The organism is Mycolicibacterium anyangense (assembly GCF_010731855.1).
GTDB lineage: Bacteria > Actinomycetota > Actinomycetes > Mycobacteriales > Mycobacteriaceae > Mycobacterium > Mycobacterium anyangense.
Genome location: NZ_AP022620.1, coordinates 1,126,023 through 1,142,468, shown reverse-complemented (window position 1 = coordinate 1,142,468; position 16,446 = coordinate 1,126,023). Strand labels below are relative to the sequence as shown.

Below are 16,446 nucleotides of genomic sequence, written 5' to 3'. Positions count from 1 at the left end.
GATCAGGCCCCCAATCGGGTGAGCAGGTTCGAAAGCGCTTCGACCGCATCGATCTTCGCGGTCAGGTACCCGTCCGGTCTGGCGTCATCGGGGTTCTCGGCGACGGCCTTCTCCGGACCGGCCAGCAAGATCTGCTCGATGCCCGCGGCACGGGCAGCCTGCACCACAGCGGCACTGTCGGTGCCGTAGCGGGCGTCGGTGCCGCAGAGCACCGCGACCGAGGCGCCGGATTGCGCCACCGCACTCGCCACACCCGCGGCATCGACGGCGCCGGGGTTGACGGCGTCGATGCCGCCCGAGGCCAACAGGTTGACCGCGAAGGTGGCCCGGATGTTGTGCTCGGCCAGCGGGCCCAGCGGCAGCAACAGCACCGCCGGGCGGGCGCCGGTGCGCTCCAGGTAGGCGTCGGAGCGGTCGCGCAGCGCCTCGAAGCCGGCCGCGTAGCGCTGCACGCGGACCGAGGAATCGCTGTGCGGCAGCGCCGCCTCGCCCAGGTTGGGGAACTCGTTGACGCCGGTGATCGCGGTACGGCGGTGGGCGATGTCGTCAGCGCGCCGGGCACGGACCTGCTCGACCTGTTCGGCGACATGGTCGCGCGCCGCGACGAACCCGCCCCGCGCCTCGATGTCCCGGAAATGCGACCAGGCCTGGGCGGCAAGGCTTTCGGTGAGATCCTCGACATACCACGATCCGCCGGCGGGGTCGAGCACCCGGCCGATGTGGGACTCCTCGAGCAGCAGCAGTTGGGTGTTGCGGGCGATACGCCGGGAAAAGCCGTTACCGACGCCGGGGAATCCCCCGGGGATCGCGATGTCGAAGGTTTGCACCTGCACGGTGTCCGCTCCCCCGACGCCGGCGCCGAAGGCGGCCAGCGTGGTGCGCAGCATGTTCACCCACGGATCGCGTTGGGTCATCATCGGCAGCGAGGTGACGGCGTGCAGCACCGCGGCGCCGCTGTCGGGCTGATCGAGCACCTCGGCGACCCGGGCCCACAGCAGGCGAGCGGCCCGGAACTTCGCAATCGTCAAGAACTGGTCGTCGTCTGCGACCAGCCGAAAGCTGATCTGCTGCAGCGCATCAGCGACGCCCACACCGGCATCGGTGAGCACCCGCACATAGGTCACCGCCGCCGCGACTGCGCCGGCAAGTTCCCATGCCGCATTGGCACCTCGGTTGTGCAATGCGGCACCGTCTACGGTGATCGCCCGCACGCCCGGTTTGCCGGCCAGGCCTGAAGCGACGGCCACTACGTCCTGCACCGAGGGCGCCGGGCGGCCGCTCAACGGTGCCGTCAGCGGGTCGGCACCCAGGTCGATCGACATCGCGGCGCGCTTGGCGTCGTCGGCACCGGCCACCAGGGTCAGCACCGCCTCGGCCGCCGCCGGGAACTGGGCGTCGGCCTCCACGATCACCGGAGCCAGATCCAGGTAGACGCCTTCGAGGAGGCGGTCGATATCGGCCGCGGCTACACCGGCGTCGCCGACGCGCAAGACCAGGGCGCTGACGCCGTCGGCAAGAGCAGACAGGACGGCGGCGTTACCGTCGGTCACGGTGCCGGCGTTGGCTCCGGTAGCCGGAAAGGCTTCGGCCACTTTCCATCCCGCGATTACGTCCCGGCGGGCGTCACCGCCACGGACAAACGGCCAGGCACCTGGCAACGGCGCCTCGGGCAACTCGTCGAGCGAGGTATACAGGGCACGGATCGCGAAGCCCTCGTAAGTCGGCGATTCCAGCAGGCGCTCGGGTTCGGGTGGCAGATCAGCCGGATCACGACGGCTACTCTTGGCGAGCACACCGGCCACCGCAGTGCGCCAGCGGGCGCGCTCCTCGTCCACCTTCACCGACACCGGCCACTCCTGTTGTCGCAGCATGTGGTGGCCCGTGGGACCAGCCATCTGACCATCAGGCTAAATGATCATTTTTTCCGTGATGCGCCCGACTACGGCTACCCGCCGGTAACCCATGCCGCACCCGGCAGCCGCACGGCAAGTGGCCGTAACCTTGGTGAACGTGACATCGAAGACTCGCAGCATGTGGCGCAGCGTGTGGTCAGCGCTGATCGCCACGGCGCGCCAGATGTCAGGCACCCGCCTCATCCTGACCGCGGCCGTTGCTGTGATTCTCGTCGCAGTCGCCGTGTGGGTGCCGCTGCCCACTGCCCTACAACTGCGGGATTGGGCGACCTCGCTCGGGCCGTGGTTCCCGCTGGCTTTCCTGGGCGCGCACATCGTGGTGACGGTGTTCCCGTTCCCGCGCACGGCATTCACGCTGGCAGCCGGGTTGCTGTTCGGGCCTGCGCTCGGCGTGGTGATCGCGGTCGTGGCCAGCACGCTGAGCGCCGTCATCGCGCTGTTGCTGGTGCGCGCCGTGGGCTGGCAACTCAGCAACCTGGTGAGCCACCCCGCGGTGGAGGCGGTTGACGCCCGGCTGCGGGCCAGGGGCTGGCCGGCGATCTTCTCCTTGCGGATGATTCCGGCCGTACCGTTCTCGGTACTCAACTACGCCGCCGGCGCCTCGGCGGTGCGCCTGATGCCCTACCTGCTGGCCACCGTGGTCGGCCTGTTGCCCGGCACCGCCGCGGTGGTGATCCTCGGTGACGCGCTGACCGGCAACGTCAGCCCGCTGCTGGTGCTGGTGTCGTTGTGCACCGCCAGCGTCGGCCTGGCCGGCCTGGCCTACGAGGTGCGGACGCACCGACGGGCCGGCCGGGATTAGCTGCGCGCTATCGCGGCCGAGTGGCCTCGAAGTAGTTGTTCGATCCGATCCAACAGCTCACCCGGGTCCGCGCCGGAGCCGTCTTTCCACGTCACGAGTGCACCGTAGAGATTGATCGGCTCGACGGTCAGTTGCAGGCCCAGCATCACCGTCTCGGTCTTGGCCGTCGTCGAGTCCGCAGGGCGGTAGGCGATCTCCACCTGAAGCGACTTGGCTCCGCTCACCGAATTGGCGATCCACTTCGGGGTGATCGCCTCGACCCGGTCGCGGGGAAGCTCACCTGGCCGGATCTTGGGATCAGCTACCCGGATGGTCAACGTCGACGGGGTGAAGCGCAGCGAGCACCGGCTCCACATACGGAACGTGGCGTAGGCCATGAGCAGCGTCGCGAGGAGAAGAAGAATGCCACCGTATCGGAACCACGCTGGATAACCGGGATCGAAACCGGCGGCAATCATGGCGATTCCCAGCAGCGGAAGCACCACATTGAGGAAGTAGGCGCTGGTCTCGTACCAGGGAACGTATCGACAGACGAGGTCCGCGGACGTTCGGGTTACGCCCGCGCGCAATATGCGACGCTTGCCGACGACTATGGCGCTTGTGACGCAGAGCCCGAAAACCGTCAAGTACCACGGAGCAGCGCCGCGCAACGTGACGAGCAGCGTCACTATGCCAATCGCGCAACCGAAGACAACTCGGACCACCCCCAACCAGCGGCTTTTCATCTCGTTGTCCATCGCCATCCGGCTTCTCGGTTCTCGTCACCGGTGCGGACCGCCAATCGGAGGGGTTCCCGGATAACGGGTGAGTCCCGTAGAACGGTCATGGTGAGCTGAATCACCAACGTTCCCTGCCCCACAGCGACGATTCGAGACCGGCAGACGCTGAAGAGCTGACCGAAATGATGAGCGATTTCCATTTCCAGTGTGCCTGCGACACCAGTCCCCTCTTCCGCCGCCGCGATGTCTCGGCTTCGTTCCCGACACCCCGATATCTACTGCAATTGCTGCTCCGCCAACATCGTGAACACCTGCGCACAATCCAGTGCGGCTTCGACGCGATGCATGGTCAGCACCGCGTTAGCACAGAACTCCTTCGCGAAAGGGTCACTCCGACATACCCATACAGCTACTCCGGGAGCCTCATCGAACGGCTCCCAGCCGAGCGGCAGCTCCACGCGGACCTCGCATCCGATATGGCGATCCACTGGGATTACGGAGATCGCGTGGTCACCGACGAACTCATCGAATCGCATTTCGCCGCTCCGGCTCGGGGTCGATAACCACAGGCTCGCCGTCTTTCGCACTACCAGAGGTCCTCGACCAACTTGGATACGCCAATCGCAGCAGCCGCTCCCGCTACTGCCCCGACCACCAGACCGATCGCAGTTCCGGCTCCCGGGATGACCGAGCCGATTGCCGCCCCCGCAGCCGCGTCGGTGGCAACGGCGCCGAAAAAGCCGCCGGCAACCAGTGCGGCCCCGGTACCTGCCGCCTCCCGGGTGACCGCCTCGGGAACCGAATTGCCATCGTGGATATCCGACATCACCGCGGGTATGGCGCTCACCGCACCGACCGCCCCGCCGACGCGCGAGATGCCGCGGAGTTCGACACCGCCGACCTTGAGGTCCTCCAGCCATTTCAGCAAGCCTGGATCAGCTTTACCCGGACCGGTGCCAGGCGACTCATTGATCAGGTTGAGTGCTGCCTGACGCACCCCGTCGGCGGTTCCGCCCGCGACCGCACCAGCGGTCCCGATCAGTACATCAGTCTTGGTCGGGATCCAGTGACTGCCCGACTCCTTGGCCGGGTCGGCGGTCTCCGACTGGCTGGGCAGCAATACGTCGCTGAGCGAGCGCGGTGGACTACCGAAACTCGCCGATGCGCCCTTCGGTGCGTCGGATGGAATTCGGGTCATTCCCGCGGCCATGTTGATCGCGTTGGCTAGTGCCATGTCGACGAGGTTGGCCTCGGCCACAATCTTGTCGAGCCGGGGCTGCAACTGCGCCTGCTTCAGTTCCGCTTCCATTGGATTGCGAACCTTCGGGCCCGGCAGCACCGTGTCGGAAATCGGATCGATCTCCATGCCCAGAGACTCCGCGTCGGCCTTCAGGCCCGCAAGCTCGGACTTGATGCGCTCGATGTTGTCTGCCGCGCTACGTGCCGCATCGGCCACCGCCAACGCCTCGTTGCCGTGGGCATCGAGGTCCTGTCGGGTCTTGCCGATCGCCGCCTTGGCCGCCTGTGCCGCCACGCCACCCCAGGTCTGAAAGGCCGGCAAAGTCGACAATCCCTGTGCGGCATCGAAAGTGGCCTGAGCTCGGCTGGTAGCGGCGTGGAACACCTCGCGCACGTCATCGGCATTCCAGCGTTCGATATCGGCAACCGTCAGCGTCACCGGAGGGTCACCCGCCAGCTTGCCCGGTGATCGCATCCGCAGCCCGCGCCGGAGCTGTCAGGGCCTCGCTGTTGCGTTGCTCCATCTCAGCGAAAGCCTCAGCACTGGCATGCAAACCCTGAGCGTGATCGCTCAGCTTCGTCAACAGCGCGCCCGTCGCACCCAGCCATTGCTCGCAGACAGCACTCATCGCGAGTGCAGAAGCGCCGTTCCAGCCGGTTAACGCCGCGTCGATTCGGTTGGCCGCCGCGGCATGCGCCATCGCGAGCTCCTCCCCGTGCCCACTCACCGCGACACCGGAGACCACAACATCACTGATATTGACACTAAGCGACATGACACCCCTACTCAGACCTGCGTATCTCTGGATATCAGCAAACGCTGCCGCGGGCCAGTCACCCTCGAACGCCCCGCTGAAGTCACAGCAAATTGACAGTGACGGCGGAACCGAGGCGCAGGTCAGGCGATCAGCGGTCCGTCGCGTGCCGAGGAACGTCGGTCGTTTGCTGGGACAGCGGCGGGTACTGCATGGGAGGCAGTGGGTCCACCGGGGCCGCGGTGAGGGCGCCGAGATCACTGGAGCGGGCGTCGGCGACGGCAGCCGCCACCGCCTGGGCGATCTCCGGATCGGTCTGGGTGTTGAACCAGTCCTTGACCTCGTCGCTGTCGTCCTCGGGCTTGGGCAGGTTCTCGTCGACCGGGGACGGCGTGTAGCGGAACACACCGTCGTCACCGGGCGCACCGAGCAGTTTGGTGAAACCCTGCAGCGCCGAGCCGAAGTCGCTGGGAACCACCCACACCTTGTTGGCCTCGCCCTTGGCCATCAGGGGCAGGGTCTGCAGGTATTGGTAGGCCAGCAGCTCCGGCGTCGGCCGGCCGGCCTTGATCGCCGCGAACGTCTTCTCGATGGCCTTGGCCTGGCCCTGAGCCTGCAGATACTGCGCGGCCCGTTCACCCTGCGCGCGCAGCATCCGGGACTGCCGGTCGGCCTCGGCGGCCAGGATCGCCGCCTGTTTGGCACCCTCGGCTGCCAGGATCTGGGCCTGCTTGGCGCCCTCGGCCTGCTTGATCGAGGCCTCCCGGGTGCCTTCGGCGGTGAGGATCATGGCCCGCTTCTCGCGGTCGGCCCGCATCTGCTTTTCCATCGAATCCTGGATCGACGGCGGCGGGTCGATGCTGCGCAGCTCCACCCGGGCCACCCGCAGCCCCCAGCGCCCGGTGGCCTCGTCGAGCACCCCGCGCAACTGACCGTTGATCTGGTCACGGGAGGTCAGCGTCTGTTCCAGGGTCATGCCGCCGACCACATTGCGCAGGGTCGTCGTGGTCAGCTGCTCGACACCGACGATGTAGTTGCTGATCTGGTAGACCGCGGCCTGCGGGTTGGTCACCTGGAAGTACACGACCGTGTCGATGTTGACGGTCAGGTTGTCCTCGGTGATCACCGGTTGCGGCGGGAAGGACACCACCCGCTCACGCAGGTCGACCCGGGCCCGGATCCGGTCGATGAACGGCACCAGCAGGGTCAGCTGGCCCGACACCGTCTTGCTGTACCGGCCCAGCCGTTCGATGACGGCGGCCTCGGCTTGCGGGATCAGCGCGACCGATTTCGCGACGACGATGACGGCGAAGATCACCAGCACCGCCAGTAGTACGAGGCCGGCTATGGCACCGTCCATTGCGGATTCTCCTTAGTGGGGTTGGACCTGACTTCTCACGCGTTCTTCCAGACGACGGCGGTGGCGCCGTCGATGTGCATGACGGTGACGTGATCTCCGGGTTCATACACGTCGCTGTCGTTGTACGGGCGAGCCGTCCACACCTCGCCGTCCAGTTTCACCTGGCCTTCGTGCTGCGACACCCGGTCGAGCACCAGCGCATTCTTGCCCTCCAGCGCCTTGACCGGGTCCGGAAGCCCCTTGCCTGCGGTCAGCCTGCGGCGCAGCGTGGGCCGCACCAGGAGCAGCAACAGCACCGAGACGACCAGGAACACCGCACCGTCGACCCAGAGCGGCAGATCCAGCAGCCAACTCGATCCGGCCGCGGCCAGCGCGCCGCCGGACAGCATCAGCAGGAACATGTCACCGGTGAGCGCTTCGGCACCGGCAAGGCCCAGCGCCAACACGAGCCAGATCAGGGCGCCGGGCATAACGCCAGGATACGCGGGAAAACGAAGCCATGGTTGCGGAAGGCCAGTTCAAGATCCACCCACTACACTTCGAGCATCATGTGGTGCCCGAGTGTTTCGCTGTCGATGTGGGCCAACGCCTGGCTGGCCGGCCAGGCGGCGCCCGATGACGTCCTGGACGCGCTAACTTCCTGGGCGCCAGCACATTCCGTGACCGCCTACGACTCGGTCGCGGCAGGCCGCACCGGGCTGCCGTGGCCGGACGTCGACGACGCCGGCGCGGTGTCGCTGCTGCAGACGGTGCGCAGCATCGCCGGTGGGCGCGCCGACATCGGCTGGCCTTCGGCGCCCTCGATATCGGTTGCTCTGCCGGTTCCCGGCGATGTTCGCGGCCTGGCGCCCGGCACCCAGTTCCAGCGTGACGCACTCACCTCGGGTGAGGCGATCATCATCACCGGCGTCGACGGCGAAGCGGTCGGACTGGTACCGGATTTCGAGTACGACGACTTCGACGACGAACTGCCCGACGGTGACCGGGTTCCGGAAGTGTGCGCCCTGTCCTGGACGGTGTACTCGCTTCCGGCCTCGCCGGCCCCGGACCATGCCGACCTCGGTGAGGCCGAGTACGAGCTGCGCTCGGCGGTGCGTTCGGCCGCCGAAGCCCTTGGCGCGCTGCAGCTCGGATCGACCGGCGGCGTGGACGACCCGCGTGGACTCGTCGAGCAGGTGCTGGAAAGCAATCAGCACCACCGGGCCCCCGACCACGCCCCGACCCGCGCACTTCGGGTCCTGGAGAACGCCGCGAGGGTGGATGCCATCATCACGGTGAGTTCGGGTCTGATGCCGATCGGCACGCAGAGTTCCTCGGAGGCTCAGATCGCCAGCGAGGCGCTCCGGCCGTTGGCGGGAGTCGTTCGTTCGGCGCGGATCGCGGCGGTCAGCGCGATCCTGGAGTCGGCCTGGCAGCACTAGCCGCCGCAGCGGCGGTCGCCGCACACTCTGCCGTGCAGAACTGCCCGTTGACGCTGGAGCCGTAACCCGGAACTGGTTGGGCGCCAACCACTCTGCTGGGCTCGCGGCCATCGCGGGCTTCGTCGAGGAGATCGAGCACCAGACGGGCGAACCGGCGTTGCGCATTGGGGGTCAACGCTCGCGCGAGCGCGATGCCGAGTTCGTCGGCCTGGTCCCGCAATTCGTTGTCCAAGTCCCAGATGACCTCGATGTGGTCGGAGACGAAGCCGACCGGGCAGACGATCACGGCCTCGGTTCCGGCGGCCGCCAGAGCCGAAAGATGATCGCCCACATCGGGTTCCAGCCAGGGCACCTGCGGCGGACCGGACCGCGACTGCCACACCTGGTCGTAGTCGTCGTATCCGGCCGCTGCCGCCACCAAGCCCGCGCAGTAGGCGACCTGGCGGGCGTACAGATCCGGACCGCACCGGTTGGCCGCACGCAGCGGGATGGAATGCGCGGTGAACACCAATCTGGCCTTCTGGCGCACCAATTCGGGCAGCGTCGCCGCCGCGTCGGCGATCGACTCGGCGAACAGTTCGATCAACAGCGGGTGGTCGAAGAACTGGCGCAGCTTGACCAGTTCGGGGGCGGCGTCGCCGACCGAGGCCCTGGCCCTGGTGAGATCCTCCTGGTACTGGGCGCATCCGGAGTAGCCACCCCAGGCCGAGGTCGTGAACACCGCGGCGCGCCGCACCCCGTCGGAGGTCATGGTGGCCAGGGTGTCCTCGACGAACGGATGCCAGTTGCGGTTGCCGAAGTACACCGGCAGTCGCTCACCGCGGTCGGCGAGTTCGGCGACGACCTCGTCGATGAGCGCCCGGTTGATCGCGTTGATCGGTGAGACGCCGCCGAAATGCAGGTAGTGCTCGGCCACACCGGCCAGCCGCTCCGGCGGGATACCGCGTCCCCGGGTGACGTTCTCCAGGAACGGCATGACCTCGTCGGGCCCTTCGGGGCCGCCGAAGGACAACACCAGGAGTGCGTCGACGGGGCTGGTCACAGCAACTGGGTGCTGGCGCCGCCGTCGGCGTAGACGATGGTGCCGGTGGTGGCCGGCAGCCACTCCGAGATCAGGGCGCAGACGGTCTTGGCCACCGGGGTCGGGTCCTTCATGTCCCAGCCGAGCGGGGCCCGCTGGTCCCAGCCCTCCTCGAGCAGCTGCATCTGGGCGCCGGCCTCGTCACCGAGTGCCCCGCCGACGATCGCACTCATGGCCAGCGTCCGGATCGGGCCTGCGGCAACGAGATTGGACCGCACACCGTAGGCGCCGGCTTCCCGGGCCACGAAGCGGTTCACCGATTCCAGCGCGCTCTTGGCCACCGTCATCCAGTTGTAGGCCGGCATCGCGCGGGTGGGGTCGAAGTCCATCCCGACGATGCCGCCGCCGCGGTTCATCACCGGCAGGGTGGCCTTGGCCAGCGAGGCGTAGGAGTAGGCCGAGATGTGGATGCCCTTGGCGACGTCCTCGTAGGGGGCGTCGAAGAACGGGTTGACGCCCATGCCGGTCTGCGGCATGAACCCGATCGAGTGCACCACGCCGTCGAGCTTGTTGCCCTCGCCGATCACCTCGGTGATCCGGCCAGCCAGGCTGTCGAGGTGTTCCTGATTCTGCACGTCGAGCTCCAGCAGCGGCGCCGGGCTGGGCAGCCGGTCGATGATGCGCTGGATCAGCCGGAGGCGGTCGAAACCGGTGCACACGATCTCGGCGCCCTGCTCCTGGGCGACCCGCGCGATGTGGAACGCGATCGACGAGTCGGTGATGATCCCGGTGACCAGGATGCGCTTACCTTCGAGCAAACCTGCCATGTGAAAGTCCTTCTCTCTCTAGCTCTGTCATGCCCTGGTGCCGCTGTGGGGCTAGTGCCGCTGTGCCGGTGTGGGGCTAATGCCCCATACCCATGCCGCCGTCGACGGGGATCACCGCACCGGCGATGTAGCTCGCGTCCTCCGACGCCAGGAAGCTGACCGCACCGGCAACCTCCTCGGCGGTCCCCACCCGCTTGGCGGGGATGAAGTCCAGCGCTCCGGCCTGGATCCTTTCGTCGAGGGCACGCGTCATCTCGGTGTCGATGTACCCGGGCGCGACGACGTTGGCGGTGACACCGGCCTTCGACAGTTCACGTGAGATCGAACGGGCCATACCGATCAGCCCGGCCTTGGCGGCGGCGTAGTTGGCCTGGTTGCCGATACCCCACATGCCGGAGACCGAGCCGATGAAGATGATCCGGCCGAACCGGTTGCGCTGCATGCTGCGGCAGGCCCGCTGGGCCACCCGGAAGGCGCCGGTGAGGTTGGCGTCGATCACTTCGGTGAACCGGTCCTCGGTCATCCGCATCAGGAAGGCGTCCTTGGAGATACCGGCGTTGGACACCAGCACCTCGACCGGGCCCTGATGCTCCTCGACCTCTTTGAACGCGCGGTCGACGGCGTCGTTGTCGGTGACGTCACACACCACGCCGAAGAGTCCCTCGGGTGCGCCGGACCCGCGATGCGTGACGGCCACCTTGTGCCCGTCGGCGGCCAGCCGCTGCGCGATCGCCAAGCCGATACCCCGGTTGCCGCCGGTGACCAGCACCGAGCGGGAGACGAACGGGGGTTTACCTCCCACAGCGTTATCGGTCATGGGAGTCAACTTAATGCCTCGCCTCTCGATCCCTGAAATTTGCGACCTCGGCGCGCTCGTCGTCGCTACGCGACCTCAAACGCGCCGAAATCGCCGACGATCAGCCGGGTAGACGCCGGTTGATCAGCAGCGCCGCCAGCGCGGCGACAGCCAGGACCAGCGCACCCAGCCGCAGCCACCCGGTGCTGGCGTCACCCTTGACGGTCTCGTAGCCGATCTGGTCCTGCAGCGAGGTGAACACCTCTTTGAGCTGTTGAAGGCTGGACGCGGTGTAGGCGTTGCCGCCGGACAGTTCGGCGATCTTCTTGAGCATGTCGTCGTCGACGGGTACCGGCTGGCGCTGGTCGTTGATCTCCACGTAGCCGTACGGGGTGCCGAACGACACCGTGGAGATCGGTACGCCTTGGTCCTTGGCCGTGCGCGCCGCGGTGAACGCTCCCTTGGGGTTGTCCGGGTTGGACGGCACGGTTTCCTTACCGTCCGACATCAGCACGATGCGTGCCGGCGGCGGGGTGTCCCCACCGCCGATAACGGCGCCGACGGTGGCGATCGCCTGCAGCGAGGTGAAGATGGCCTCGCCGGTGGCGGTGCGGTCGGCCAGTTGCAGCTTGTCGATGGCGGCCTTGGTGGCTTCCCGGTTGGTGGTCGGCGAGACCAGCACGGTGGCGGTGCCGGCGTAGGCGATCAGGCCGAGGTTGATACCCGGGGTCAATTGGTCGGCGAACTGCTTGGCGGCTTCCTGGGCGGCGGCCAGCCGGCTGGGCTCCACGTCAGTGGCGCGCATGGACTGCGAGACGTCGATGGTGAGCATCACCACGGCCCGGTTCCGCGGGATCCGCACATCATGGGTGGGGCCTGCCATCGCCACGGTCAGCAACACCAGCGAGGCCACCAGCAGGATCGCCGGCAGATGCCGCCACTTGTTGGGCCGTTTGGGCGCAACGCTTTCCAGCAGTTCCATATTGGCGAACCGCAGGATGCGCCGCTGGCGGGCGAATTGGACGACGACGTAGAGGCCGACCAGTGCGGCCACCACGAGCAGGAACAGGAAGAACCACGGATGTTCGAAGCCGCCCAGTGTCATCGGCCCGAGCAACGGCAATGTCATTGGCTGCCCGCCAGTGCACCGCGGCGACGGGAGGCGACGAACCGCACGATGTCGGCGATCCAGTCGCGGTCGGTACGCAGGGTCATCAGCGGCGCCCCGCACCGGCGCAACGTGCGCGCGACCTCGTCGCGGTGGGCCGCCGCGGCCCTGGCGAAGTCGTCGCGCAGCTGGGCGTCGATGGTGAATTCGCGGGTGACACCAGACTCGGTGTCCTGCAGGATCACGTCCCCCACGTCGGGCAGTTCGACGTCGCGGGGGTCGAGCACCTCGATGCCGAGCACCTCGTGCCGGGCGGCGATCGCGCGCAGCGGACGCATCCAGTTGATCGGGCCGAGGAAGTCGCTGATCACCACGGCCATCCCGCGACGCCGTTCCGGCCTGCGCAGCGCGTCGATCGCGGCGGCCAGGTCACCGCGCACCCCCAGCGGCGCACGCGGCGAGGTCGCGATCGCCCGCAGCAGGGTCTGCTCGTGCTGGCGCCCCGCCCGGGCCGGCACCCGCACCACCTGGTCGCCGTTGGCGATCAGGGCGCCGATGCGGTTGCCGCCGCCGCTGTTGAGATAGGTGATCGCCGCGGCCGCCGCCACCGCGAGGTCGCGCTTCTCGCAGCCGGCGGTGCCGAAGTCCAGGCTGGCCGACATGTCGACCACCATCCAGGTCTCCAGCTCGCGGTCGGCGATCATCTGCCGCACGTGCGGATGGGTGGTGCGCGCCGTCACCGACCAGTCCATCCGGCGCACGTCGTCACCCGGCTGGTACATCCGCGACTCCCCCGGTTCCGAGCCGGGGCCGGGGATCAGGCCGAGATGGTTGCCCTGCAGCACCCCGTCGAGCTTGCGCTTGACGGTGAGCTCCAGGGTCCGCAGTGCGGCCGACAGCTTGGCGTCACCGATCTCACCGCGCTGGAACGACGGCGGGTGGACGGCCTCGGACTCGCTCACCGACCGTTGGTACCTGCCGCGGCGGGAACCACGGGCGGTACCGAATGTCCTTGCTGCGGAACAGCATTCACCTGGGGCAGCGCGACGGTCTGCAGGATCCGACTGATCACCGTCTCTGCCTTGACGTCGTCGGCCAGGGCGTCGTAGGTCAGTACCAGCCGGTGCCGCAGCACGTCGGGGATGACGTCGATGACGTCCTGCGGGATCACGTAGTCGCGGCCGCGGACCAGGGCCAGGGCGCGGGCGGCGGCGATGATGCCGAGCGACGCACGCGGGGAGGCACCGAAGGCGATCCAGGACTTGACGTCGTTCAGGCCGAACTGCTCGGGCCGGCGGGTCGCGGTGACCACCCGCACGACGTAGTCGACGAGCGCGTGATGGACGAAGTTGTTGGCCGCCACCTCCTGCAGCCGCAGCAGGTCACCGGTCTCCAGGATCTGCTTGGGCTCGGGCGGGGCGACACCCATCCGGTAGATGATCTCGCGCTCTTCCTCCGGCGACGGGTAGTCGACGTTGATCTTGAACAGGAAGCGGTCGCGCTGCGCCTCGGGCAGCGGGTAGACGCCCTCGTTCTCGATCGGGTTCTGTGTCGCCATCACCAGGAACGGCTTGGGCAGCGGGTAGGTCTTGCCACCGATGGAGATCTTGCGCTCGGCCATCACCTCGAGCAGGGCCGACTGCACCTTTGCCGGGGCGCGGTTGATCTCGTCGGCCAGCAGGAAGTTGACCACGACGGGACCGAGTTCGATGTCGAACTCCTCGCGGCCCTGTCGATAGATGCGGGTACCGATGATGTCGGTGGGCACCAGGTCGGGGGTGAACTGGATGCGCGCGAACGTACCGCCGACGACCTTGGCGAAGGTCTCCACGGCGAGGGTCTTGGCGACGCCGGGCACACCTTCGAGCAGCACATGGCCCTTGGCCAGCAGACCCACCAGGATGCGTTCGACCAACTGGTCCTGGCCGACGATGATGCGCTTGACCTCGAAGATCGCCCGTTCCAGGGTGTGTACCTCGCCGGCCAGCCCATTACCGCCGGACGGCGGCGCGGCCGGGGCTCCACTCGGGCCGGCAAAACCCCCGGGGGCTCCAGAACCCGGGACCGACCCACCTGGTGACGTCATCAACTTCCTCCACAGCTGTTGGATTCCTCGGGCGCCACCGATGTGCACGGCCGCGCCCTGAGACAACTATTCCAGGCGTTTCTGAATCCGTCGACGTGCCCGCTTGCTGGCGCGTCGGCCGCGCTCGGGAGCCGCCGCAGACCGCCGGACTTCTAGGTCTCGATGATGCGCGTCAGGTACGGCGTCATGCCCGCGGTGCGGACCGGGCTGACGGTGACCTGGCCGGCGGCCGACGACGCCTCCAGCATCTGGCCGTTGCCCAGATAGATGGTGACGTGCTGGGTGCCCTCGGGGCCGTAGAAGATCAGGTCGCCACGCTTGGCCTGGGACGGTGAGACGTGCCGCCCGGCGTTGTACTGGTCGCCGGAGTACTTGGGCAGCAGGACGCCGACGCCGGCGAAGGCGTAGCGCACGAAGCCCGAGCAGTCGTAGCCGATCTTGCCCGCGTCCTGTTCGACGCCGGCGCTGGGCCCGTTGATGGCGCCACCGCCCCAGGAGTAGGGCACCCCGCGTTGGGACGCGCCGCGGGCGATCACGTACTCGATGGCCTGCGGACCCTGCACGCGGCCGCCGGGCAGTGCGGCGGTCGATCCGCCACCGAAACCGAGCCCGGCCAGGAACTTGCGGCCGAGGTCCATCGTGGCCTGGGCGGCCTGCTGGGTCACCTGCAGCGAGGCGTTGGCCATGGCGACCGGGTCACCCGGGGCGCCGGCACTGAGAATCTTGGGCAATGTCGGATCCCACTGACCCGGGTCGGCCTGGGCGGGGCTGGCGAAGGGGAACGCCAGCACCACCGCGGTCAGGACGGCCCCGATCGCCTGTAGGCATCGAGAAACATTGCGCGACATGAAAAGTACTCCGTCAGTATTCGATGTAGCGGATCACATAGGGCGTCATGCCACTGGTGCGGACCGGTGAGACCTTCACCGTGGATCCGGTGTAGGGCGCCTCGAGCATCTGGCCGTTGCCCAGGTAGAGGGTGACGTGCTGGCTGCCGCCCGGGCCGTAGAAGATCACGTCGCCGCGACGCATCTCGGCCGACGGGATCTTGCGGCCCATGTTGTACTGCGAACCCGAGTAGTGCGGCAGCTTGATGCCCACCCCCGCGAACGCGTAGAGAATCAGCCCGGAGCAGTCGAATCCGACGGTGCCCGCACCGCTGTCGATACCGTTGCTCGGCCCGTTGGCGGTGCCACCGCCCCAGGAGTACGGCGTGCCGATCACACCCATGGCGCGCCTGATGACGTACTCCGAGGCTTGCTGACCGTAGACATAGGGGATCGCGCCGTTGGTGATCCCGGTGTCGTCAGGCTTGAGGATGCCGAGCTTCTGCAAGAAGCTCTTCCCGAGCTGCTGGGTGGTCTGCAGCGAACTCGAGGCGATCTGCAGGATCGCGTTGATGATCTGGACCGGATCGCCGGAGACGAAGGCGCTGGGCACCGCGGGCAGGGTCAGGTCCCACTCGGAGGCCTTGCCGTACGGCACTTTCGCGTCGCCGGGTGCGGCGGCAGAACCCGGCGCGGCCGGATCCCACCGGTCCCCCGACCCGCCCGCACCCGGCGACGCAGCCTGCGGGGCGGCAGCAGGAACGGCCGCCGGCGGGCCGGCCGGCGCCGACCACTGACGGGCGGCGTCGAGCTTGTCCTGCGCCGTCTTGCGCTCGGCGGCCAGCCGGTTGATCTCGGCCTGCTGCGCCTTGAACGTCTGCTGGGCCTCGGTCAGCGCGGTGACGGCCGCGGTCTGGCTGGCTTCGGCGTCCACCACGGCCTGGTCGGCCTTCTGCTTGGCCAGCCGGGCGGCGGACTCCTTGTTCACCACTTCGGTGCGGGCTCGCTGCAGGTCGGTCATCACCTGCTCGGCGCTCATGGCCAGCGTCTGGTTGGCCGCGGCGCCGGAGATGATCTGGTCCGGGTCGGACGCCATCACCAGCGAGGCTGACGGGCCGTTGATATAGCTGGCGGCGGCGAACGTGTCGAACCGCTTCTGGGCGGCGCCGATCGCGGCGTCGGCGGCTTTGACGTCGTCCTGGCTGGCGCTGACCTGCTGCTGGGCGGTCGCAGCGGCGTCACGGGCGTCCTGGACGCTGACGATCGCCTTGTTGACGCTCTCCTGCTGCTGCTGGACCTGGGCACCGATGTCGTCGAGACGCTGGTTGGCCGACGCGACGTCGGCGATCAATGCGGCCAGCGAGGTGGGGCCCTGGCTCGGCTCGGCGTGCGCCAGCCCGGGCGTGCTCACCACCAGGGCGATGCTGAGCACCAGCGGGCACATCGGTTTCGTGAAACGGACGGCCGGCTGGACAAGAGAGCCGTGATCGGTACGTCTCATGCGACTCTGGTCCCCTTCGTTTCCCACACACAGTCACGCCAGTAACAGATGTCACATCAGTCACATCAATA

17 protein-coding genes are annotated in these 16,446 nt (G+C 67.9%); 2 read left to right on the top strand and 15 right to left on the bottom strand.

All coding sequences use genetic code 11. The annotated features are described in order from the left end of the window. Positions 1–2: 2 nt before the first annotated feature. Positions 3–1,895 carry a methylmalonyl-CoA mutase small subunit gene (gene mutA / locus G6N35_RS05425; protein WP_407664509.1) on the bottom strand — a complete coding sequence of 631 codons (1,893 nt, stop codon included), beginning with the start codon at positions 1,893–1,895 and terminating at the stop codon, positions 3–5. A 136-nt stretch (positions 1,896–2,031) separates the two neighbouring features. On the opposite strand from mutA, the gene G6N35_RS05420 reads away from it, so the two are divergent. Next, positions 2,032–2,715 carry a TVP38/TMEM64 family protein gene (locus G6N35_RS05420; protein ID WP_246224551.1) on the top strand — a complete coding sequence of 228 codons (684 nt, stop codon included), beginning with the start codon at positions 2,032–2,034 and terminating at the stop codon, positions 2,713–2,715. Here G6N35_RS05420 and G6N35_RS05415 read toward each other — a convergent pair. The 6 genes from G6N35_RS05415 to G6N35_RS05385 form a co-directional block, all read right to left on the bottom strand. Then, a complete protein-coding gene (locus G6N35_RS05415; protein ID WP_246224216.1) occupies positions 2,712–3,458 on the bottom strand; it encodes a hypothetical protein in 747 nt (248 codons plus the stop codon). The genes G6N35_RS05420 and G6N35_RS05415 overlap by 4 nt on opposite strands. 251 nt (positions 3,459–3,709) lie before the next feature. Further along, a complete protein-coding gene (locus tag G6N35_RS27220) occupies positions 3,710–3,970 on the bottom strand; it encodes a hypothetical protein (protein ID WP_246224215.1) in 261 nt (86 codons plus the stop codon). Positions 3,971–4,020: 50 nt separating this feature from the next. After that, positions 4,021–5,112: an Rv0964c family protein gene (locus G6N35_RS27215; protein ID WP_246224214.1), complete on the bottom strand. Its 1,092-nt coding sequence runs from the start codon at positions 5,110–5,112 to the stop codon at positions 4,021–4,023. Positions 5,113–5,119: 7 nt separating this feature from the next. Continuing rightward, complete coding sequence (locus G6N35_RS05395; RefSeq protein ID WP_163803327.1) at positions 5,120–5,449, bottom strand: WXG100 family type VII secretion target; 330 nt, start codon at positions 5,447–5,449, stop codon at positions 5,120–5,122. A gap of 130 nt (positions 5,450–5,579) precedes the next feature. After that, positions 5,580–6,788, bottom strand: coding sequence for an SPFH domain-containing protein (locus G6N35_RS05390; protein WP_163803326.1), 1,209 nt, complete (start codon positions 6,786–6,788; stop codon positions 5,580–5,582). Between the two features lie 35 nt (positions 6,789–6,823). Next, complete coding sequence (locus G6N35_RS05385; RefSeq protein ID WP_163803325.1) at positions 6,824–7,258, bottom strand: NfeD family protein; 435 nt, start codon at positions 7,256–7,258, stop codon at positions 6,824–6,826. Between the two features lie 78 nt (positions 7,259–7,336). Here G6N35_RS05385 and G6N35_RS05380 point away from each other — a divergent pair, with 78 nt between their 5' ends. Continuing rightward, positions 7,337–8,209 (top strand): Rv1486c family protein, encoded by an 873-nt coding sequence (locus G6N35_RS05380; protein ID WP_163803324.1) that lies wholly within the window; start codon positions 7,337–7,339, stop codon positions 8,207–8,209. Here G6N35_RS05380 and G6N35_RS05375 read toward each other — a convergent pair. From G6N35_RS05375 to ripA, 8 genes are all read right to left on the bottom strand, one after another. Beyond that, positions 8,175–9,251: a ferrochelatase gene (locus G6N35_RS05375; protein WP_163803323.1), complete on the bottom strand. Its 1,077-nt coding sequence runs from the start codon at positions 9,249–9,251 to the stop codon at positions 8,175–8,177. The two genes, G6N35_RS05380 and G6N35_RS05375, sit on opposite strands and share 35 nt — an antisense overlap. After that, positions 9,248–10,057, bottom strand: coding sequence for an NADH-dependent enoyl-ACP reductase InhA (gene inhA / locus G6N35_RS05370; RefSeq protein ID WP_163803322.1), 810 nt, complete (start codon positions 10,055–10,057; stop codon positions 9,248–9,250). The genes G6N35_RS05375 and inhA overlap by 4 nt, the downstream gene beginning before the upstream one ends. 76 nt (positions 10,058–10,133) lie before the next feature. Further along, positions 10,134–10,874: a 3-oxoacyl-ACP reductase FabG1 gene (gene fabG1, locus G6N35_RS05365; RefSeq protein WP_163803321.1), complete on the bottom strand. Its 741-nt coding sequence runs from the start codon at positions 10,872–10,874 to the stop codon at positions 10,134–10,136. A gap of 100 nt (positions 10,875–10,974) precedes the next feature. Further along, positions 10,975–11,982, bottom strand: a complete 1,008-nt coding sequence (locus tag G6N35_RS05360; protein ID WP_163803320.1) for a VWA domain-containing protein — start codon at positions 11,980–11,982, stop codon at positions 10,975–10,977. Beyond that, positions 11,979–12,923, bottom strand: coding sequence for a DUF58 domain-containing protein (locus G6N35_RS05355; protein WP_163803319.1), 945 nt, complete (start codon positions 12,921–12,923; stop codon positions 11,979–11,981). The genes G6N35_RS05360 and G6N35_RS05355 overlap by 4 nt, the downstream gene beginning before the upstream one ends. Continuing rightward, a complete protein-coding gene (gene moxR1, locus G6N35_RS05350) occupies positions 12,920–14,047 on the bottom strand; it encodes a chaperone MoxR1 (RefSeq protein ID WP_163803318.1) in 1,128 nt (375 codons plus the stop codon). The genes G6N35_RS05355 and moxR1 overlap by 4 nt, the downstream gene beginning before the upstream one ends. Positions 14,048–14,199: 152 nt before the next feature. Further along, positions 14,200–14,895, bottom strand: coding sequence for an NlpC/P60 family peptidoglycan endopeptidase RipB (gene ripB, locus G6N35_RS05345; protein ID WP_163803317.1), 696 nt, complete (start codon positions 14,893–14,895; stop codon positions 14,200–14,202). A 13-nt stretch (positions 14,896–14,908) separates the two neighbouring features. Next, positions 14,909–16,318 (bottom strand): NlpC/P60 family peptidoglycan endopeptidase RipA, encoded by a 1,410-nt coding sequence (gene ripA, locus G6N35_RS05340; protein ID WP_407664603.1) that lies wholly within the window; start codon positions 16,316–16,318, stop codon positions 14,909–14,911. Positions 16,319–16,446 lie beyond the last annotated feature (128 nt).

Coding starts and splice junctions, on each gene's coding strand:
- mutA (WP_407664509.1), bottom strand. CDS start 1,895: ATGGCTGGTCCCACGGGCCACCACATGCTGCGACAACAGGAGTGGCCG.
- G6N35_RS05420 (WP_246224551.1), top strand. CDS start 2,032: ATGTGGCGCAGCGTGTGGTCAGCGCTGATCGCCACGGCGCGCCAGATG.
- G6N35_RS05415 (WP_246224216.1), bottom strand. CDS start 3,458: ATGGCGATGGACAACGAGATGAAAAGCCGCTGGTTGGGGGTGGTCCGA.
- G6N35_RS27220 (WP_246224215.1), bottom strand. CDS start 3,970: ATGCGATTCGATGAGTTCGTCGGTGACCACGCGATCTCCGTAATCCCA.
- G6N35_RS05395 (WP_163803327.1), bottom strand. CDS start 5,449: ATGTCGCTTAGTGTCAATATCAGTGATGTTGTGGTCTCCGGTGTCGCG.
- G6N35_RS05390 (WP_163803326.1), bottom strand. CDS start 6,788: ATGGACGGTGCCATAGCCGGCCTCGTACTACTGGCGGTGCTGGTGATC.
- G6N35_RS05385 (WP_163803325.1), bottom strand. CDS start 7,258: ATGCCCGGCGCCCTGATCTGGCTCGTGTTGGCGCTGGGCCTTGCCGGT.
- G6N35_RS05380 (WP_163803324.1), top strand. CDS start 7,337: ATGTGGTGCCCGAGTGTTTCGCTGTCGATGTGGGCCAACGCCTGGCTG.
- inhA (WP_163803322.1), bottom strand. CDS start 10,057: ATGGCAGGTTTGCTCGAAGGTAAGCGCATCCTGGTCACCGGGATCATC.
- fabG1 (WP_163803321.1), bottom strand. CDS start 10,874: ATGACCGATAACGCTGTGGGAGGTAAACCCCCGTTCGTCTCCCGCTCG.
- G6N35_RS05360 (WP_163803320.1), bottom strand. CDS start 11,982: ATGACATTGCCGTTGCTCGGGCCGATGACACTGGGCGGCTTCGAACAT.
- moxR1 (WP_163803318.1), bottom strand. CDS start 14,047: ATGACGTCACCAGGTGGGTCGGTCCCGGGTTCTGGAGCCCCCGGGGGT.
- ripB (WP_163803317.1), bottom strand. CDS start 14,895: ATGTCGCGCAATGTTTCTCGATGCCTACAGGCGATCGGGGCCGTCCTG.
- ripA (WP_407664603.1), bottom strand. CDS start 16,318: ATGTGCCCGCTGGTGCTCAGCATCGCCCTGGTGGTGAGCACGCCCGGG.